The 22,113-nt window shown below is 39.5% G+C and carries 15 protein-coding genes; all 15 read right to left on the bottom strand.

Going from position 1 to position 22,113, the window contains the following annotated elements; genetic code table 11:
- The gene (locus tag ADIARSV_RS18985; RefSeq protein WP_016197292.1) at nt 1-1,212 is read right to left on the bottom strand and encodes a glycoside hydrolase family 3 protein; all 1,212 of its coding nucleotides are present in this window, start codon (nt 1,210-1,212) and stop codon (nt 1-3) included.
- Entirely contained in the window at nt 1,209-3,065 is a 1,857-nt protein-coding gene (locus ADIARSV_RS18990) for an outer membrane protein assembly factor BamB family protein (protein ID WP_052017059.1), read from the bottom strand. Before ADIARSV_RS18990 ends, ADIARSV_RS18985 begins: the two co-directional genes overlap by 4 nt.
- Nucleotides 3,066-3,187: 122 nt before the next feature.
- On the bottom strand, nt 3,188-4,906 hold the full coding sequence (locus ADIARSV_RS18995; RefSeq protein ID WP_016197294.1) for a RagB/SusD family nutrient uptake outer membrane protein: 1,719 nt from the start codon (nt 4,904-4,906) through the stop codon (nt 3,188-3,190).
- 11 nt (nt 4,907-4,917) lie between these two features.
- Nucleotides 4,918-8,184 carry a SusC/RagA family TonB-linked outer membrane protein gene (locus tag ADIARSV_RS19000; RefSeq protein ID WP_016197295.1) on the bottom strand — a complete coding sequence of 1,089 codons (3,267 nt, stop codon included), beginning with the start codon at nt 8,182-8,184 and terminating at the stop codon, nt 4,918-4,920.
- A 270-nt stretch (nt 8,185-8,454) separates the two neighbouring features.
- Nucleotides 8,455-9,642: an exo-beta-N-acetylmuramidase NamZ family protein gene (locus tag ADIARSV_RS19005; RefSeq protein WP_016197296.1), complete on the bottom strand. Its 1,188-nt coding sequence runs from the start codon at nt 9,640-9,642 to the stop codon at nt 8,455-8,457.
- Nucleotide 9,643: 1 nt separating this feature from the next.
- Nucleotides 9,644-10,471 carry a phosphodiester glycosidase family protein gene (locus ADIARSV_RS19010; RefSeq protein WP_016197297.1) on the bottom strand — a complete coding sequence of 276 codons (828 nt, stop codon included), beginning with the start codon at nt 10,469-10,471 and terminating at the stop codon, nt 9,644-9,646.
- A 163-nt stretch (nt 10,472-10,634) separates the two neighbouring features.
- The gene (locus ADIARSV_RS19015; protein WP_152439949.1) at nt 10,635-11,882 is read right to left on the bottom strand and encodes a serine hydrolase; all 1,248 of its coding nucleotides are present in this window, start codon (nt 11,880-11,882) and stop codon (nt 10,635-10,637) included.
- Nucleotides 11,883-11,885: 3 nt separating this feature from the next.
- Nucleotides 11,886-13,016, bottom strand: a complete 1,131-nt coding sequence (locus ADIARSV_RS19020; protein WP_016197299.1) for a dipeptide epimerase — start codon at nt 13,014-13,016, stop codon at nt 11,886-11,888.
- The gene (locus ADIARSV_RS19025; protein ID WP_016197300.1) at nt 13,013-14,242 is read right to left on the bottom strand and encodes a C40 family peptidase; all 1,230 of its coding nucleotides are present in this window, start codon (nt 14,240-14,242) and stop codon (nt 13,013-13,015) included. The genes ADIARSV_RS19020 and ADIARSV_RS19025 overlap by 4 nt, the downstream gene beginning before the upstream one ends.
- 239 nt (nt 14,243-14,481) lie before the next feature.
- Entirely contained in the window at nt 14,482-16,290 is a 1,809-nt protein-coding gene (locus tag ADIARSV_RS19030) for a serine hydrolase domain-containing protein (RefSeq protein WP_016197301.1), read from the bottom strand.
- 96 nt (nt 16,291-16,386) lie between these two features.
- Nucleotides 16,387-17,940, bottom strand: a complete 1,554-nt coding sequence (locus ADIARSV_RS19035; RefSeq protein WP_016197302.1) for a serine hydrolase domain-containing protein — start codon at nt 17,938-17,940, stop codon at nt 16,387-16,389.
- Nucleotides 17,941-17,964: 24 nt separating this feature from the next.
- Complete coding sequence (locus ADIARSV_RS19040) at nt 17,965-19,341, bottom strand: APC family permease (protein ID WP_016197303.1); 1,377 nt, start codon at nt 19,339-19,341, stop codon at nt 17,965-17,967.
- A 9-nt stretch (nt 19,342-19,350) separates the two neighbouring features.
- Nucleotides 19,351-20,415 carry a mandelate racemase/muconate lactonizing enzyme family protein gene (locus ADIARSV_RS19045; RefSeq protein WP_016197304.1) on the bottom strand — a complete coding sequence of 355 codons (1,065 nt, stop codon included), beginning with the start codon at nt 20,413-20,415 and terminating at the stop codon, nt 19,351-19,353.
- 14 nt (nt 20,416-20,429) lie between these two features.
- A complete protein-coding gene (locus ADIARSV_RS19050) occupies nt 20,430-21,485 on the bottom strand; it encodes a DUF1611 domain-containing protein (protein WP_016197305.1) in 1,056 nt (351 codons plus the stop codon).
- A gap of 12 nt (nt 21,486-21,497) precedes the next feature.
- Nucleotides 21,498-22,046 (bottom strand): serine hydrolase, encoded by a 549-nt coding sequence (locus ADIARSV_RS19055; RefSeq protein ID WP_152439950.1) that lies wholly within the window; start codon nt 22,044-22,046, stop codon nt 21,498-21,500.
- Between the last annotated feature and the right edge of the window lie 67 nt (nt 22,047-22,113).

Consider the following 22,113-nt stretch of genomic DNA (forward strand, 5'->3'; position numbering starts at 1 on the left):
TTATCGTTTCGCAGTCGGGTTAATGCATGGGCATATACCTCTTTTTTTTAATGCAGTGGTATGCGCATTCAGATCAGCAGCCAAAGAAATGGTATCTATTTTATGTACCTGACTTAATCCCAGGTTATACTTAGCCAGTAAAACACGGTTCACCTTTTGATCGATATCATCCCAGCTTTGTCTTTTCCGTCGGATTGACTTTCTTACTTTTTCAATATTTTCTTCGACATCCCCGGGAAGGCATAACATATCATTTCCGGCAATTAAGGAAAGCACACTAGCTTCTCCTTTAGGGAAATATTTGGCTACCCCTTTCATCTCCAGTGCATCGGTAAACGTGAGACCTTTGAAACCAAGATCATGGCGCAGCAGTTTGTTGACATTATTGGGTGATAAGGATGTTGCCCGGTTTGCTGTACTATCTATTGCCGGAATATACAAATGCGCCACCATGACACTACCAACACCCTCCCTGATCAATGCTTTAAAAGGAAAAAGTTCAAGTTCATCGAGCTGCGCAAACGACTTCATAATAACAGGCAAGTCGAGGTGAGAGTCAACGGATACATCGCCATGGCCTGGGAAATGTTTAGCACAGGCCATAATGCCATTGTCCTGCATCCCGCGCATGATGCTGCCTCCAAAGGAAGCAACCTTATATTTATCTTCGCCAAAGGACCTGAAGTTGATAACCGGATTGGCCGGATTATTATTGATATCAACCACGGGGGCGTAATCGACCTGAATGCCGATCCGTTTGCATTGTGCAGCAATAGTTTGACCGGTTTTATAAGCAATTGCCGGATCTTGAACCGCTCCTATTGTTAACTGATCGGGAAAGGAAATCACATCTGAAAATCGCATACCGAGTCCTGTTTCTCCATCAACACAAACCATCAGGGGTGTCTTTGCTTTTTGTTGAAGGGTATTGATCAGTAGGGCCTGTTGCAACGAAGTACCCTGAAAGAGACATACCGAGCCGATGTTATACTTACGAATATAACGGAGCACGTCTTTCTCAAAAAACTCAACTCCTTTTGTGCTTCGGGTAGAAGTACGAATGACCATTAACTGTGCGATCTTCTGTCGTCTGGATAGTTTTTTCAATGTGCTATCCGCCCAATGTTGCGATTGAGGAGTTACTTCCAGAAAACGCTGTGCATATAATCCTGTAGAGGATAATAGGAAAGCGATGATAATTAGTTTTTTCATTTGTATTTCAGACTTACAATTTTGCCATCCATGGTACTCATCAGTACTGCATTTTTTCCAAAAGGCAACATTGGATTAACTAAAGCATTCGAACTTTTGTATTGCCATACGACTTCCCCTGTCTTACTGTTTATGGCAGAAGCCAGTCCCGCATGACTAGGCACATAGATTAAGCCTTTACGTTCAACAATTGCAGAAGGACTTAGTTCGTATGGCAATTTCAGGGCAGACTTAAAGCTGATTTTCAAAGAGTCGGCTTTGGTAGAAACGCCAAAAAGCTGACCATCCATGGTTTTCACATATACTCGTTTACCGTTTGAAGAGATGCCCATCGATTCGCGGACTCTGCCTTCTTTCATTTTCTGTCGCCATATAACCATTCCGGTTTGGGCATCAAGAGATGTCATATACTGATCAGGAGCAACAATAAATATTCTTCCATTTGAGGCTACAGGATAACAGGCCGCGGGTGAATACATTCGACTCGCTGCACCATTATTCCATTTCCATTGCAAGATCCCTGTTTTTATATTCAGGGCATAAAAGTCATTCGCCCAACAGCCAAAATAAATCTTACCCTTGTAGATGAGCGGTTTGGTCACTACAAAACCTCTTACTTCTTTGAAATCCCATAAAAGAGCACCTGTAATTAAGTTTAAAGCTCTGAAATGCCCATCAGAACTTCCAATATAAACCACATCCTTGTGGATCATTGGAGAGCCAAGAACAGCTTTTTGTGCTTCATACTTCCATATTAATTTCCCATTCAGAAGAGAAATGCAGTAGATGAAATTATCTGAAGAACCAGCAACTACATGATCACCGGATATAGCTGGTGTAGAATACACCTTGCCACCTGTAGCAAAAGACCATTTAAGTTTTCCATCTTTTACATCAAGGGCATAAAGCTGTCCGTTTGTATTAGCGGCAACAACTAACCCTTTTCCAAGAGCCATACCACTTCCTATATCACTTTGGTCCTGATACTGCCATTGCTTTTTTACTTGCGGGTATTTGTCGTTGACTGCAAAAGAAGGTCGTGGATAGGCCTGAGTTGAGGATGCAAAATGATGATTCAGCATAGGTACCTCAAGCCACTGGCGTTGTGTGTTGATAAGAGGTTTCCGTTCTTCAAAAGTAGCTTTACCCTCTTTAATGGTTACTATATTATACCCTCCAATACTGTCTTTTGCACGAAGATTAGATCGCCCCATAACCTGTGGAATTCCCTCAAAATTATAGAGATGGTTATTGTGACCATGTCCACATAGGAGTAACTGCACATTTCTCTTTTTAACCTTATCCAGGGCATCATACCAGTTATTAAGCGATGAGTCCTGCGGATAATGGTTGATATAGATCAGTGGCATGGATGGATCTTTCATGTTGTTAAGAACAGAATCAAGCCATACTAGATTTTCACGGGGTACTTGTCCCGGACTCATACGCATATTGGGACCTGAACTAGTCGCTGCAAATTGATACCCCCCTTTTATAAAGGCAAAAGTTTCTGATCCAAACACCTTACGGAATGAATTAGCACCACTTTCAGACCAGTTAGAATCATGGTTACCACCAACGACGTACCAAGGTTTATTGAGACTATCTAATATTTGACGGGCAAGTTTTAATTCTGTATCAGCACCAAATTCAGTAATATCACCAGTAACCATGACAAACTCCAGAGCAGCATTTTCATTAATATCCTGAACTGTACGGCGAAGATCTTCAGCTGCGGTACTATTTCCTATGTGGGTATCCGAAACAAAAGCAAACTGAACTGATTGTGCTAGAAGTACATTTTGTAAACCTATAAAAAGGAGGAAAAGAAATGCGATTTTAAAGATCTTCATTGCAGGTATTTTTTTTAGAGTCAAATAGCAGTGTTACAAAAAAAGCATCTTTTTTTTACTATCTAACTAATATAAAAACCGCTCTGTTATAATAACAGAGCGGTAAAGTCTTTAATTTTCAACTACCAGCCTGGATTTTGTGTTAATTCAACTCCCTGATCTTTATATAATTTAATCTGATCTTGTGGAATTGGAGTTAAATATACTCTTGCATTATCAAACATGCGTTGAGATTCTGTTTTTGGTGCAGGAATGATGTAGCCTTCCGAAGCAGAATTTTCAATAGTAAGTGTTGATGTAGGATAATCAGCTTTCTTAATCCAAGCTCCTCTATTAATATCGGCATTAACCTTTGTATCTAGATATGTATATTTTTTCCATCGCCTAAGATCATCATTTCTAAAGCCCTCCATCATCAACTCTACTCTGCGCTCTCTTCTGATCTCCCATAAAATAGAGGACACTGATGAGTCTCTGCTCGGATCGTCATAAACAACACCATTAGCAGTAGCTTGTGTTCCAATTACTCCCAAGTCTGGTATGTTTACACCAGCTCTTTTCCTGATCTTATTTATTGTCTTATTTAGATCTTCCTGGGTTAGAGTTCCTAATTCTGCTGACGCTTCTGCATAATTCAACAACACCTCTGCATAGCGGATTACCGGAGCATCGGTAGTATTCAGGCTGGAGTTACCTTCAGTTAAATCCTTTATATCCTCATTAAGGAATTTTTGTGTTGCATAACCCGAACTTGAATAATTTGCAATTACCCCATTCAATCTAATCTGCGGAGCAATTGTAATTTTCAAACGTGGATCGCGGTGTGCCATCACATTCTTAATAGTTTTATCTCCTTGGTACAATGTAGAAATTCCAATGGGAAGACCAACGCTATCCAAATAAGACTCAATAGCATTCTTTGATACACCAGTTTGAGGCTCTTTATTATTATAACTGTTTAAACTATGCGTGATAATACCAGTAAGATAACTTCTGTACATGATAACCTCTGTATTACCGGTCAAGTCTAATGAAGTAAACAGTTTTCTGTAATCAGATGAAATTGCAAAAAGACCAGTGCTCATTACTTCATTAGCTGCCCATTTAGAGGCTTCCAGATATTCATTAGCTTTAACAATATTGTTTTTTTGATACTTTTGCCATGTACCTTCAAAAAGAAATACACGCGACATAAAAGCTAAAACAACATACTTATTTACAACTAATCCCTGTGGCCCTGTTGTTAAATCAGCCGCTCTAACGTTTGCAACTGCATATTTAAAATCGGCAAGAACACTGTCCATGACTAACTCGCGGGAATCACGTGGTTTATATAAAGCTGCATTATCTGTTTCAGATAAGACTTGATTATAATATGGAAAGTCGCCATACTTTCTGACTTTTTTGGCATACTCCATTGCTCTGAAAAATCTGCCAACTCCGGTCCAGTTATTCTTTGCTTCGTCTGACATAGGCACCTGCTTGATTCGGTCTATAAATAAATTAGCCTTCCGGATAAAGGAGAAATTCCAATCAGCCACCAAATTTGCAGTTGCAGGAACATTGCGAGTTAAGACTGTTGGAGTAGTTGGCGCAAAGTCATCATTTAGGCTTTCACCAGAAAAATAGCCACCCCATGTAAGATCAAAACCTGCCGCATATCCGGGGAAGTTCTGCGTATAAAAGCCAAAGGCAAAGGTCCTAACATTACCTTCGCTTGTCCAATAAGTATCATCTGTAAGTTTATCCAACGGATCCCTGGTAAGGAATTCATCTGTTTGTTTACAGCTAAAAGCCAGAGTACTAACAAAAGCTAATAGTATATATATCTTGGTTTTCATTCCGTCTAAAATTAAAATGTTACTTGAAGTCCAAAAGAGAACGTTTTTCTATATGGGTAGACCCTGCCAAATCCGGCTCTGTCTAAATCAAGCTGAGTTTGACTGAAATCAATTTCAGGATCTATTGGTACATTCAGATGATCAAATGTTAATAAGTTTTCACCGCTGAAATATAATCTTAAGCGATCAAGCTTAATTCGCTGAGTAACTGTTTTGGGAAGCGTATACCCGAATGTAATATTTTTCATTCGCAAGTATGCCATGTTTAACAGGTATTTTGTCTGCGGTTGAAAATTCCATCTGTCCACTGTTGCGCCATAATCAGCTGGTCTTGGATAAAATGCGTCTGTATTATCAGGTGTCCAGTAATCCATCTGATGCTCATACCATCCTTCAGCGGCCCTAAATCCAGGAAAAACTATATTACCACTAGCCCAAAGCTCTCTCTTTCCAACTCCCTGGAAATACATGTCAAAATCGAAACCTTTGAAGTCAGCTCCAAGACGGAAGCCATACTGATACCGGGGAGTAGAATTACCAATGACCGTTTTGTCACCATGATCATCTACAGTATTAGAACCCTGATAGATTACACCATCACCGTTATTATCAATATACTTCACATCGCCAGGACCGAAATAAAAAGAGCCTGTTTCAAGTTGTGCCTGAGAAGCAACACCATCTTTGTAGATGTATTTACCACTTGCATTTACACCTGAGAAATCATCTGCTGTAAATAACCGGTCTGTAGTATAGCCCCAGATCTCGCCAAGTGTCATTCCTTCATAATAGGTTTTATTCAAAGCAGCAATTGGATCTGGTAGAGATCGTGTAGCGCCAGAAAACTTGGTAATCTTTTCAGTAGCGTCTGCTAGATTAGCAGACAAATTAATGTTCAACCCATTTGAGAAATGATGATTATAATCCAATGCAAGTTCCCATCCTTTAGCTTGTAGCTCACCAAAATTAATAACTGGCGCCAGATCTCCAAATGATGAAGGCACGGTTACACCGGGAGATAACATATCACTTGTTGTTCTCTTATACCAGTCAAATGTGACACCTAACTGCCCGTTAAGGAATTTAGCATCTACACCGATATCGGTTGTGCTTACGGTCTCCCATGTAAGTGATGGAGAATAAGGAACAGGAGTGCCAATTGTAGGCTGGTTTGAACCATTTATCACCCATCCAGACCCTGCAGCAGGTACTGTCATTGTGGGAAGAAACCGGTATTCACCGACTGATTGATTCCCAATTGATCCATAAGATCCTCTAATTTTTAAGAATGAAAGCACTGATTTACTCCAATCCATATAGTCTTCTTCAGTTAGGATATACCCAGCTGAAAACGAAGGGAAGAAACCCCACAAATCGGATACAGGAAATCTTGAAGATCCATCAAAACGGCCATTTGCTTCTAACAAATATTTATTTTTGTACGCATAGTTAAGCCTACCAAAAAGGCCTAATGTGGACCAATGTGTATTAGACCCTGTAACGAACTGATCGCCTGTCGCAAGAGGAAGTTCACCATAACCAGCATCTAACAGATTTCGTCTTTCTGAAGACTGAGATGTGGCACGGTACAATTCCGCATCCCCTCCTACAATAGCCTTAAAGGAATGGTCATTTATATCTTTGCTATAGGTAGCAAAAAGTTTTCCTGTATTGATTTCGTTCCAATAAGAATAATACCTTGCTTTATTATAAGAAGCGCTTTGATAGTTTTTATAATCTAAAGCAGTACCGTTGAAAGACCAAAAATCATACGCATAGGTTGGGCCACCTGTTTGATGCAAATGCTCATTCGTATTTGTGTATGTATAATCTCCATCAATGGTTAAACCTTTCAATGGTTTCAAGGTACCCCCTACTGAAATTCTGGATAGTGATCGTGTTGTTGCATCCAGTTTGGCTTGTTCAACTTCAGCAATAGCTCCGCGAAATGGTTTTCCATCATAAGTTCCATACGGATAATTAGATGGCCATCTGTAGAGGTAATACAATGGACCGTATTGAGAACCGCTATAAATGAAAGGGGTTTCTGTCTTCGTATTTGAGTATATTACTTTACCCCGCACATCAAGCCAGTCTTTTACAGACGAATTCACACCTAACGTTAAGTTATAACGATCATTTTTATCAGGATTAACCTTTAGAATTCCGTCCTGACCAAGGAAACCTACACCAAGATTATAACTGGTCTTTTCACTTCCACCGCTCACATTTATATCATGTTTTTGCTGTGGTGTCCAGTCCTTCATATACATTTTACCAGCATCCCATGTACGATAGAAGTATAATTTACCCCCAATGATATCGAAGTCGCGACCTAATACCATTTCATTTCCTAAATCCTGTCCCGAGTATAATGATTCCCATTCCTTCATTTTTTCAATAGAAGCGGCATCTACAGAGTATCCGATTACACTATAAGATGTAGCATTTGGATTTGAACGCTGAATAGCTGCTAAAGACGCTATTGAATTATCCGATGCTTTAGCCATGACCGGAAGTTTAGTTGGTGAAGACCATGCTAAGTTGTTTGAATATGTTATTTTATTAGCAGCACCTTTTTTACCTGATTTAGTAGTAATCAAGATTACCCCCCAAGCACCTCTAGTTCCGTAAATAGATGCCGATGCAGCATCCTTTAATACCGAAATGGATTCAATATCATCCGGATTTACCATTTGAAGGCTTGGAATTTCAACATTATCCACTAATATTAGTGGTTGTGCTCCTGTTGTTCCTGTATTTAAAGAACCTGTAACTCCTCGAAGTCGTATTTTTGGGTCAGATCCTAAATCACCGGTAGCAGTGGTTATTGTTAATCCGGGTACTGCACCCTGAAGTCCGCGACCAACATCAGTAATTGGACGGGCTTCTAAAAGTTCGGTGTTTACTGTTGACACCGCCCCTGTGAGGTTTGCCCTTTTTTGTGTACCATACCCGACAACTACTACTTCATTAAGGGAATTAGCACTTGAAGCGAGTTTGATATTAATTTGATTCGCTTCCTTTACAATTTGTTCTTGAGTGGCAGAACCAATAAATGTAAAAACAAGAACTTGACCAAGATTGACACGTATGGTGTAATTACCATCAACACCAGTACTTGTGCCTAAAGTTGTCCCTTTTATTTTTACAGAAACGCCCGGCAATGGACTTCCGTCATCGGCAGATGTAACTTTTCCAGTCACAGTTTTCTGCTGTGCCATAATTTGTACAGTTACCATGATGAGGGCCATAAATGTAAGTAGCCATTTTTTCATACCTGTTTTTTTAAATTAATTGTTTTTGAATACTGAATAAAATAATTTTGCATTTTCCTGTTATATTAAATTTAATAATGCACAAACAAGCATTATTGAATACTATTCTGCGTTCTTTATTTTCATAGGCGAATATATGACTTTTATTAAGTTGCAATTACATGTTTTTGATAATCTAGATAAATTATTGCAAGAAAACGCATTAAAAATACATAAAACCTCAATATCTAATAATAAAACAAAGAAAAAACCTCAGAATTTACCTTTATTTTACTTATAAAGTAGATACTTTTCCCTCATTTTCTTAAAAACACTCAATTCAGGCTCCCAACTTTTCCTTATTTCCTCCTCAGACAATCCTGCAACAATCTGCTTCTTTAGATCATAAGTACCTGCCAGCTTATCAAAGTTGCCCATTTGTTTACTTTGAGTAAAATCAAAGAATTTATCTTTATAAGGGTAACTTTTATACATTTCAATAAGCCAACCCAGGTTTACTTTCTTACTCGCACGAAGTTTCTTCACATCGTATTTGCGGAGATCCAATCCATAACAGGTTACATCTTTGAATAAGGGAGTTTCACTCATCCCCTTTATGGCTAAGGGTGTAAAGGAAAAGGAATACTTGCCTTTTAAGTCAGGGTTCCCTAAAACAGCGAACGGGAACATAGTACCTCTGCCCTGACTGATAATTGTACCTTCAAACAAACAAAGTGAAGGATATAATAAAATGGATTGATTCGTATTCAAATTTGGAGATGGGTTTACAGGCAATACATAAGGGGTATCATGCCTGTAATTGGTCATAGGGATAATCTTGATCTTGCATTTAATGCCATTCGCCAACCAACCTTCACCATTCAGCATTTGAGCATATTCGGCTACAGTCATACCATGTGCAATGGGTACTGGATGGTACCCAATCCCTGATTTAAGCTTCATATCCAATACAGGACCATCAACAAAGTAACCATTGGGATTTGGCCTGTCAAGAATCAACAATTCCTTGCCATTCTCTGCACAAGCTTCCATTACCCGGTGCATGGTTGCTAAATAGGTGTAATATCTTGCCCCTACATCCTGAATATCAAAGATCATCAGGTCGATATTGGCAAGCATTTCTTTGGTAGGTTTATCATTTTTACCATATAAAGATATTACAGGAATACCGGTCGCAGGATCTACGCTGTTCCCTACATGAACACCGGCACCAACATCGCCTCGGAAACCATGTTCAGGACCGAATACTTTAACAATATTTACCCCTCGTTTATGGAGACTATCTACACTGGATTTACCATCAATAATGGATGTTGGATTAACGACCATACCAATCCGTTTTCCCTTGAGATAAGGGATATATTTTTCAGTTTGATCAGCTCCTGTACAGATTTGAGCTGTAGCAACACTTACAAATAGTACTGCGGAGAGGAGCAGTGTGATTTCTTTTTTAAACATATTATTTTTTCTTTAGAAGGATTGCATTGGCCACCTTACGCTGACCTTCATGATCCCATTTTTTATTATCAGAGGGATAGCTAACTACTCCATTAAAATTTTGACCGTCAACCCAAAGAGCAGAGGATCCTCCACCATCAAGATTGATTCCATCACTATATTTCAACCATTTTAATAAATTTTGCACTTCAAATAAGGACATCCCGGCAGCTAATTCTCTTCTGCCATCGATAACAATGAAATAGACCTTTTTACCCTTTCCTTTTGCTATGACTGAGCGAGGGTGTCTGGTGGTATTGAAACTCGCAGAATCCAGCAACTCAGGTTGTTTGTTCAGCAGTAAAATGGGACCGCTTAACATCACATCCTCAGCTTCTATTTTATTTTCCCAATCGGGAGATCCATCCCATTTTAGTATATCCAATTTACCATGCTGTAGCACTACTGCACCTTTTTGATGTACGGCACGCTGATTGGTCTTATTCAACCGATTCGTGCTGATTATCATTCCGTCAGATCTAATATAATCAACAGATCCTCCTTTTGCAACATCAAAAAAAGTACCGTTGATTGCCGCCAGTGCCTTATTAGACTGACCAAAGTCACTGGTTGAACGCAGCAGTGACTCTTCATATGCCAAATCTAAAGCTAAACGGCGTTTTTGTTTAACTTCCAGAATACTAATATATTGATTTGAGCCAAATAATGATTTAGCGAATGCTGCACGTTTTAGCACTACTCCTCTGGAGATTTTGGTAGAAAACCAGTCCGCTTGTACAACTGCAAGGGAATCGGTTTGAGAAAAGGCTACATGAAAACCTATTAACAAGAAGGTAGTAGTTAAACTAAATCTTATAATCCTCGAAATTAGCATAAATGAAGGAGCTTGTTAGGTTAATTAATTAGTTTGCAATATGAAATTACAAACTAATTTACGAATATGCAACAAATTGCAGACTTATTTATACTTGCAGCATAAAGACGCAATAACACTAAGGGTTAAACTTACGGAAATCAGGTTTAAATTTTCTTTCCCTTTTTAGTTCATGTTGATAAAGCATCTCCCCTACTTCTTTAAAAAATGGGTACCCTTTTTCATCATAGTCATACTTATCATCGTTCACTATACCGTCACTGTTGACATAGATCGTAGCGGATACCATGAATTCAACCTTATTTTTGGTGTCGACGATATAGGCATTATCAGTTAGAAAGCCGTGCGACCATCCTGCTTTACTAAATATGCGCATGTAATCAGGTTTTTGTTTTTTGTCTGCCCGATAGATAAAGAATTTAGCATACGTATCGAAGAACTCTTTTTTATCGAACTTAGGATCCTCACTTTCACCAGGCATCATGGACATATACTTATATACAAAAGAATAATCATCCCTGGTCAGGTTAAACCGTTTTTTCTTAGCTACCGATTCGGGGAACATAACCGCACGCAGCATCGTTTGCTGTTCTGATAAGGGAAAATTGTTCTTATGGGAGAAATCCATGGGACCATCTTTTAACACCTCATTGGCATCTACGTGTTTGTTACCGATCAGAATAGGGTCTGGAGAAGCATTCGCTTTTGTGTTATAGGCAGCAGGTTGTTTATAAATCAACTGATCATTTTTATAAAACAATATTGGATTGGTATGCTTGTTTTCCTCTTCAGTCATTGGATATTGAAAGCGGTGTACAATCCGTGTATCTTTGTATCCTTTGGCCTGTAATTTTTCATTCAGATATTGCTGACCATCGAATTCATAGAGCCGGTTGTAGGCATCATTGTCACTTACAATAAAAATCTTTTTAATGTACTGCGCAATGGAAGGCTTCATATCCACTGCAGAAGAATCTTTTGAAATCTTTAACTGGTGCGTAAAGGCACTATCGGTAATCATCGTAGCGTGAATATCCAAACCGGCAACATGCAGTTCATTCAGTTTTTCGAGAGCAAGCAGCACAGTAGGAAGTTTTACCGTGGATGCAGGGTAAAAATAACTATCCTTTTTAAAAAGACGATAAGATGTAAAATGAGGTTTATTGTTTTTATCCCGGTCGATTCGGGTATAGATCACCTGAACGCGGTACTGATCAGGATCGGTAAGTATGTCTTTTAACGCGGGACTAGCTTGATTGTCTAATTTAGTATAAAGCCATGATTCTTTGGTTTGAGATAACACTGCATTGTTTATACCTGATCCAACCATAATAATCACTAAAAGATAAAGAATTTTACGTCTCATGAATTAAATCTTTTCAATACCAATACCTGGCTTTGAATTAAGCGTCACTTTTCCATCCACTATAGTCACCCCTTTATATACATCATTACTAATCAGCAAAGCACCATCAAGATCTGCCCAGTCTGTCATGGGCGCAAGTTGTGATGCCGCAGAAATAGCACATGAGGTTTCGGTCATACATCCGATCATGACTTTCATTTTCAATGCCCGGGCCAGTGTTAACATTTTATGAGCCTCACGCATGCCTGTACACTTCATGAGTTTAATATTGATTCCATTGTATACATGATGCGCCTTGAGTACATCATCCAAACGCTGTACGGATTCATCACCAATGGTAGGAATAGGACTATGTTCAGTTAACCATGCGTTATCATCAATCTGCTCCTTAGGCATCCCCTGTTCAATAAACACCACTCCTTTATCATGAAGCCAATGGGCCATATCCAATGCCATTTGTTTATCCTTCCAGCCTTGATTGATATCTACGCAAAGTGGCTTATCGGTAATTTCCCTGATGGTTTCAATCATTTGTTTATCGGTATCGCGACCTAACTTTACCTTTAGAATTTTATAGGGATCTGCTTCTTTCACTTTAATCCGCACCACCTCCGGCGTATCAATCCCGATGGTATAGGACGTATTTGGTGTGGTTGACGGATCATATCCCCAGATCTTGTACCAGGGTTGTTTCATGATTTTTCCAACCAGATCATGCAGTGCGATATCTACAGAAGCCTTAGCTGCTTTATTACCCTCTTCTATCTGGTCTACATAGTTCAGAATATTCTCCATTTCAAAAGGATCTTCAAACTTGGATAGATCTACTTTTGCAAGGAACTTCAGCACGGTTTCATGAGATTCACCCAGATATGGAGGCATAGATGCCTCACCATATCCAATCATACCATTGTACGCTAACTGAGTAAGCACTACCGGAGTAGTTGTCCTGGAACTGTTCGACAAGTTAAATGCATGCCTTAAATTTAAGGTATAAGGCTTATAAGTAAGTGTAAGTTCTCCTTTTCCCGCAAACTCAGCTGAAGCCTGTGCAAATAGATTATTTGTTCCCAATACCATAGATGCTCCTGTGATTAAGCCTGATGATTTAATAAAATTCCTTCTGCTACTCATGGTCTTTTCGATAATGTTTGATAAAAAGCATGTTGATCAATGCGACTGATTCCTGGTGTGCCTACTGAATTCAGGATTCTTCTGGCAGCCACTAACTTTCGACTTTGGAAGTCATCATATTCAGGGTCATCTTTCAACATACTGTTGATGCGGATTAATCCTGCAGCCTGAATAAACTTCCCTTTTCCAATATATATGGCGGTATGTGTAATGCGTGGATTGACGCCCTTTGTCCCTCCCGGAGAAAAGAATAGCAGATCACCTGCTTGTAGATTAGCTATACATTTGGGAATACTAAGCGAGTCCTGATCGTAGATCTCTACCTTTTCCCCATATAATGCTTGTTGAGAAGCATCTCTGGCAAGTATAATTCCGTTTAGATAATAACACGTTTTGGTAAATCCACTGCAGTCCATCCCCTTTACAGAGGTTCCTCCCCATAAATATGGGATCCCTATGAATTGTTCAGCAGTACTTAGGATTTGTTTTGCTTCAGGAGCCGGACGGCTAATCCATTTCTGATAGGGGGCTGTATCTTTCCTGACAAGATAGGCCACACGTTTATCCGGATAAGACACCTTTAAATATTTTCCTTTACTTTCAAGTACTTCTAAAATATCCCCTGCCACTAAATCAGAAACAGGTAATGATCCATCCGAAGCCTCCGTATACGCACGTCCATATTCGGGTAAATAAACCACTTTCTCAGCCTGCTTCCATTTGTTAAACGCAAATGCTGTCATCGTTTCTATTTCGGCACTACTCACCCAGGAGATGTACCGATCGGGCGTTCTTACCAGGTAATAACCACCGGATTGTTTTAAGATTTGAAGGGGAGTGCCTAATAAGGTTTGGGTAACCATTTCAGCTGAATGTGCTGGTTTATCCCGGTGATTTGCAACGGAAAGGGTCACTAAAGCAAACTCTTTATCCTTTAGTTCCTTTGCTGGCAAATAATTTTCAATAAGCGTAACCGGAATTTTATCCTGAGCGATCAGCACTTTCAATCGATCATAAGCAGCTTGATTGGTGGTTTCCACCTTTAAGGTGTCATTTGTAAATGCTGTTGAAAAGATATCTGTTCTTCCATCAGGCACGAATTGATTTTTAACATAAGCAACCAAAACATCGCATCTTTTCAAGAGGAGCGAATCAGAAGGTGCTGATTTTGCCGTGTGTAAAAAGGCATTTGAAAGAATAAAGAGTAGTAAAAACAGTTGTTTCATTTCTGATTAAATCAAACGGATGACACCTTAATTATTTCGTACAGATAGCATTATCATTAACGCTCCTCTAATATACAAACTATGACTACATAAAGCAAGTTATTATGCGTTTTTAGTGATTTATGTTGCATTAAGTTGCAATAATAAGATCATTTCTCAATTAAAAACAGCACAATGCTGCAAATTAAACTAATTACTTGCTCAAAACAGTACATTAACTCCCCAAACAGGCTAAGCTCTTATCTTTTTTCAGGCAATGCCTTATAAATAGCATCCATCAACCGTGAACTTGTATTCAGATCTGACAACTTGGATGAAGTAACGGGATTAACACGGTTTGTTAAAAGAATATAGATCAGTTTAACATCTTTATCAACCCATACCCGTATTCCTGTGTACCCGGTATGACCAAAGGTATTCGCGGACGCCAGTTCAGATGGATATTTAATTTTAAGGTCACTGCGATCAAAGCCAAGACCTCTCCTACTTGTTCTGGATTGCTTAGAAGTAAATAGTGCCACCGTTTCTGGCTTAAAATATTGTATTCCGCCATACGTTCCACCATTGAGCAACATCTGATAAAATATGGCCAGATCGGTGGAGGAACTGAATAATCCGGCATGTCCGGAGATGCCACCAACCATAGAAGCACCGGGGTCATGCACATATCCCAACAATAAGGTATCCCGGAATAAAGTATCTACCTCAGTTGGAATGATAGCATCTTTTGGAAATCGATAAAGGGGATTGTAACCGGCGCGCTGCATTCCTAAACCTTTATAGAAGTTTTTTTGCACATAATTTTCGAGGTGATCATTTGCCAGGGATTCTACAATTTCTTTCATAAAATACATGCTCAAATCACTGTATACATATTTACCTGTATCCCTTAACGCTGAGTTGAGCATCTTTGGCCACATGACATCCTTAAAATAATCTTTACGAAAATAGTAATGTTCAGAAGCTGCTATAGGATAGGCTGCAGAAGAATCTCTCCTGAAATCATTTGGTTTTATATCATTAAAGAAGGGGATAAAAGGAGTGAAACCGGCTTCATGCAACATCACTTGCCTTACCGGAGTATTCTGTTTATTGGTTCCCCTTGTTTTCGGAATATACAGACTGACTAAACTATCTAATTTCAATTTTCCCTGTTCATATAGGCGCATCACGGAAGGTGTTGTAGCTGTAACTTTAGTCACCGATGCCAGATCATAAATATCAGTTTTTTTGGTAGGCAGTGCTCCTTCATCATAAGTATGAGTCCCAAAAGCCTCATTCATAATCACCTTACCGTCTTTGACAATCATTAAAACTGCACTTGGAGTTGCTCGTTGTGTGATTGCTTCAGTCATAATTTCATTAATAGGCTTCTGGAGGTCTTCGACATTAATTCCAAGTTCCTCGGGTACGGTATAACTTAAACGTGTGATACTAGTAGTATAACCAGCACCCTTTGTAAACTTTGCTGAAACATTTTTTGGGAGTCTGGCCACAGCGGGCATTCCTCCAAATATAACCTGCGCTACATAATTAGCTGAGGCATCTGATTGTTTGGCGGTCCAGATAATAGGTATATGGATTGCTTCCAGACTTGTCAAAGATTGCACATCACCAAAAACAGCCAGAATAACCTGTTTGTTTATTTGATTATCCTGTATGAAACGATGTACATTTTTATCCGCTAGCTGTTTAGGATTAAGTTGAATAATTAAAGTAGTGTAAAACTTCAGATCATAACTCAGATCAGCCATTGAACTTTCCAATGTTGTGCTATCGGTTCTATTAAAAAGGGTTACTTTGCTGTAATTATTCAAGGTACTATCAAATGTTGTTGCTCCCTTAGAATCGAACACGACACAAGCAATTTTATTATCAGCTAAGTTTTGAATAGGAATTACAGCGGTTTGATTATTTAGGAGAACGGTAGCATTCTGTACTTTACTTTTCTCTTTTAGCCATTGTTCATTGCGGGTATGCTGACTTTGAGAATAGACCTCAGAGCAGAGTAGATTGCAAAACAAGAAGATAACTATACTATATTTCATATTATTAATTTTTAATGGAATGAAAAAGCAACAGAACTTACTGCATAAATAGAGTTTGAAATGAATGGAATGCTTTTTTATGTGCATTCCATTCATTTATTTAATCTCCTGCATTTCATAATGTTGTATTAGGGCAGGATTTTCTGGTGTAAGCGTTATTTTAAGCAAAATATTTCCCTTTTCAGCTTCCAAAACAAAAGCTCCTCTTAGATTATTCTCCGGAATAATAGATTTGATACCCTTTATTTTCCCCATATTTTGAAATAAGGCAAGCGATTCCTGTTTTAATGCATCAGTATAATAATCAAGGAAGAAATTCTCAGCAAATAGACCAGATCGCTCTGCATCTTTCCATTCAGGTAGCAGCTTAAGAAGTTCACTTACGCGCTGTTGCAAAATAGAAGATGTCGCATGTTTTAGCGGTTCCAGTTTACCTAGCTGAATAAGGGCATCCAGGACATTATTATTAATTACGGTACAGGGAGCGTAAGTGTGGTTACTAAAAGTGATGATCGCTAAACCATAATCAGGCATGATCATCCAGTTACTGCCAAAGCCGGGTAACCCTCCACTGTGACCAACCGTCGTTCTCCCATCTGCATCTTTCGACCACCTCAATCCATAACCATAAGCAGATGTCATAGGTGACACTCTGTTCCCTCTTTCATAAGTAAATTCAGCATTCAGATTGTTAAACACCCAAGGCTGCTGCATCTCTCTCACTGAACTTCTTTTAAGGGGTCCTGTTTCTTTTCTATCCGATGCAGGCCATGCAGAGAGATGAAATAATACATATTTGGAGAAGTCTTCCATGGAAGTAATCATTCCACCCATGGCACCATATGCCCCGTCATGTAACAGAGGCTGTTCAACCCACTTCTCATTTATCCAGCGGTAACCATGAGCCAGCTGTTTTTCAGGAACTTTAGTATATTCCCAATAGGTCTGGTTCATACCCAATGGTTGTAAGATATTTTTATTGATGTATTCTTCGTAAGTCAAACCAGATACCTTTTTTATGATATTTCCCAATAGCGCAAAACCCATATTACTGTACTCGTATGAAATTCCAGGAACATTAGAGAAGCTGATCCCTTTTTTAATCATCGTCAGCAGCTCTTCATCAGAGATATCAAGCTGACGGTCGCCCCACGGATTATCTTCAGGAAATCCGGCAGAATGTGTCAGCAGATTACGGATCGTAATTACCGGCGCATCAGTAGTTAAATAATGCTGATTTTTAAGCTCTGGAATATACAAATAGGCCGGATCATCCAACCTGATCTTGCCTGCATCCCTCAATTGTAATATAGCGGTACTTACAAAACTCTTAGTCATGGATGCAATCCTGAATTCGGATTGACCACTAACCGCGTATTTTTTATCCAGGTTACTATATCCCCTATTGCCGGAATAAATTAATTTACCATTATAGATAATACCATAAGCAACTCCAGGGAGATGATATTTGTCCTGATAAACCTGATATATACTGTCGATGGCTGGAATGGTACTCAAGATAGAAGCCGTTTGATCATGCTGATCAGTGGGTGTATAATAATTTACTTTCCGATCTGCCCTTTCCTGTGCAGGAGATACCTGCGCACAGACCAGGAAAATGGCTAAGAAATAGGAATATTTAAGGATCATACTTATTTAAATTTGAATCAATTATTACGATTCGGGTTTTATCATTCGGGTATAATACATATATACGGGAATACCAGAAAAAATAAGGAACAGACCAATACTTGATTGCACCGGCTTTTGCACAATGGTAACCACGACCAGCATCAGACAAAAAGTAGCAAATATAATGGGCAAAACAGGATAACCAATCACTTTATAGGGGCGATGCGCATCGGGTTCCTTTTTCCGGAGAAGAAGCACACCAAAGGCACTGGCACCATAAAAAATAAAGGATGCGAAAATTAACAGGTCCGTTAACTGATCAAAATTCCCTGACCACAAAAGGACCAAAGACCACATAGCCTGCCACATTATTGCTCTTGAAGGGGTTTGGAAAATAGAATGAACCTTACCTGCACTTTTCAAAAATAAACCATCACGTGCCATTGCGTAAAAAATACGGGCGGACATCAGTATCGTACTATTGGTACAACTAAAAGTGGTCAGCAAAATGAGGCAGGACAAAACTATAGCACCAATATTTCCACTAATTACACGAGCCACCTCAACAGCAGCAATCTGATTGATACCATGATTGATGGCCGCCAACTGTTCTACAGGCAACACATAGAGGTAAACGGAATTGACCAGCAAATACAGAACGATCACAATTATCGTCCCCATAAAGAGCGCAATAGGAAGGTTCTTCTGTGGATTTTTCACTTCTTCTCCTAAATAGCCAATATTATTCCAGCCTTCATATCCCCAGAAAGCACTTAATGAGGCAGCAAAAAGAGCAGTCACCAATTGCCAACCACCAGGTACAGTTCCCTCATGGTGGAAATTCTCCACACTTCCTTTTCCAGAGAAAAGGGTCATGATCACAAAGCTCAGGATCACCAGTACGATGCTAATAATAAAGTAGCGGCTTAGTTTGGCACTAAGCACTACTCCCCGATGGTTAATATAACTCAGCAGTACAATGAGACAAGTAGCAATTAACTTCACACTGACGTTACTGCCGACTGTCCCTAATCCAGTAAACGAAATATCAGGAAGAGGAACCAGTGAATTAAAGGATTGAGAAAAGATATAAGCCAGAGCTGCAATGGTGGCAGATTTCATGACGGTCAGGTTGCCCCAGCCAAATAGAAACGAGAAGAACCTGCTGTATATTTTTTTAAAGTAAACATATTCCCCACCGGCACCAGGCATCATTGCAGCGAGTTCGGCAGTGCATAGTGCACCGATCAAGCTGATCAATCCGGCTACCAGCCAGCACACTAAGATGAGCCAGGGTGATTGCAGGGCATCCGACATCGGTGCTATCTTTTTAAAAACACCAGATCCTATAATAGAACTCACTACCAGTAGAATTGCCGGCAGTCTGGTAATGGTACGTTTTAGTTCAGGTTCAATCATAAAAAGGGTTTAAAGCAAAGTCAATCCTAAGCCGGGTTTATCATTAGGGAACATAAATCCATCCTGAAGTGTAAAGCCATCTATTACAACATCTTCAGCGAGATCAAGACTACCATCAAGGTCAATATAACGGGTATTCGGACAAGAAAAAGCAGCATGGAGAGCAGCAGTAATGCTGATCATACTCTCGTCATTACATCCCCAGAATAAATCGATATCAGCTGGACGGGCTATGTTGGCAATTTCAAAAGCACCAACCAAACCTCCGCATTTCATTAATTTAATATTATAGATTCCATAAGGGCGATGTTGCAATAAGGTTAAAGCAGAGTGGGCATTCTTTAATGATTCATCAGCCGCCAAGCGATTCCTAACCTCAGCAGGAAAGTCCAGGAGATCATTTTCCTTGCCGGGAAGGAAAGGTTGTTCAATCAGCTCTACCCCTTGTTCTACGGTAAGGTCGATGAATTTTTGTAATTGAGCAGGATTATAACCTGTATTGGCATCTACACGAATGTGGAAATAATCACCGTACTTTTCCCTAAGCATGATAATTCGCTCTGCATCTTCCAGCACATTTAATCCGGTTTTAACCTTCAACGCCCTGAACCCGCTATCATAATATTCTTTAGCTTCCTCCAGAGTTTCTGCAACCCCTTTAATTCCAATGGTCACAGAGGTGACCATTTTTTGATGATACCGGCCATAAAAATCCAGAATAGAAACACCCAGATACTTCCCAAAGGCATCATGTAAAGCGATATCCAGGGCAGCAAGTGTACCTGGAAAAGCAAAGAAATCACGCCTGTAACGTGCTATAAGGGATAGAAACAAGCGAATATCTTTACCTACTAGCTCTGCAACCAAATCTGATTGCAAGTTATCTAAGGTCTGTGAAGCGGTTTCGTTCACCACTTCCACATCCGTATTGGCAGATCCAATACCAACCATGCCATTCATCAGTTCAACCTCAAAGAATACGATCTCAGCATCCGATACGGTATTTCGGGCAATGGTATAAGGTCTTTTAACCGCAAGATTTTTACTATAAGCCTTTATGGATTTAATGTTCATGTATACGTTAAGTTTTAGGCAACCTGGGCATCTAATTTCAAAGCCTGAAGAAGCGGAACAATCCTGTCGCATCCTTCAGTAAGTGGCAATAACACCGGAATATTGAATTGGGTCTCGTAACTTTGTTTATATTCTTCAGCTTCTTCTGCCGAACAGTTTTCTGTGTTTAAGGCTATGGCAAGCACTTTTGAGCCATAAAGGGATATAAGTGCTATCTCTGTTTCCAGTGAAGGAATTTTACCCCATTCGGGAATATGATCGTAATAGGTTCTTTTAGGAGAATGAACCAGCACTACATGTTTGGCATTTCCTGAGATCAGCAATTCGGAACCGCAAGGACCACTGGGGTTTCTCAATGCGGACTGTCCTTCAATCAAAATAACATCAGGATTGGTTTCCTTATTACACGTTAGGATTGCATTTTCCAGTTCACCTGATACAAAATCATTCAATGTGGAGTCAAAGATAAAGCCATGTTTTCCGCCTTGAAGCCAACCTGTTTGTCCGGTATAGATCATTTGTGTATTCATTCCTGCCTGAATACTGGCAGAAAGCAAAAGACGTGTTGTGGTGCGCTTACCCAGTGTACAATCCGTACCAATAACCGCCACTACAGGAGTTTTCATCTGAAGTACCTCCCCTGTCCAGAAATGAAGATCTTTTCTTAGTTTAGGTTTCCTGATATCAATTAATCTGACCTGATGAGCAGCAGCCTGATCACGGATATCGGGACGTTCCGATAGGTAATCATGTAAGCCATTTACTATTGATATCTGATGTTCAATAGCGAATCGAACATCATCCAGCATACTTTCAGGGAAAACGCCACCTGATGTAGCCACACCAACAATACAATAAACAGGCTTTAAGTGTAGCGCTTCCTGAATAGTTCCAAAAACCGGAATGTCCCGATGGGTACCATCCAGCACTACACCTGCATCCTTTCCGGCCTGCAGGTGATCAACTATGCCAATAATTTTAAATCTGTTGCTTTCTCTGATAAGACCATGTGCGGTTTTAGCATCCATGGTATTCAATAAGCCGGATGTTAATACAATGGCTGTTTCCATATAAAATTTTTGCTATTGAGTTCGATGTTTATTTTGAATATAGGTATGAATAAGGTGAGAAACTGAAGCCAATGTTTGAGAGCAGGCATATTCATCTGTGCCGCGGGATAATAGAACAAGCAGATAACGTCTTCCATCAGGAAGTACAATGATTCCTGAATCGTTATTTTTATGATGCTGTTTCATCAATACCTTGACCATCTCTGCAGAAGCTTCATTGCTGACGCTTTCACCATTACTTAGTTTTTCTGTAGCGACCATCAGGTCATAAGCTGTTGTATTTATGTTGTTCTTAGCGTTCAGAACAGGAAAGGAGTCAAACTCATTGATGAAGAATTTCTCACCGGTATCCAGGTCTTTAAGTGCAACTGCAAAAATCCCTTCTGGTTGTTTGGTGAATTCCGATAAGATTCCACTCCTTAATTGTTTTGAATTCATCGACTTGCTTTTAAGAAAACTCATCACATCACGAACACTATATAAAGGTTCACCATCTGATTGCTGTGCAGTAGCAAATTGCACTAAAAGACATAAAAACAATGTGTAGGTTAATTTTTTCATTGGTTTGAGATTTTTATACACGTTCTGCGATTAGAAACATTTAATTTGTCATCGAAAAGCAAGATAG

The sequence above is a fragment of the Arcticibacter svalbardensis MN12-7 genome (assembly GCF_000403135.1).
Taxonomy (GTDB): Bacteria; Bacteroidota; Bacteroidia; order Sphingobacteriales; family Sphingobacteriaceae; genus Arcticibacter; species Arcticibacter svalbardensis.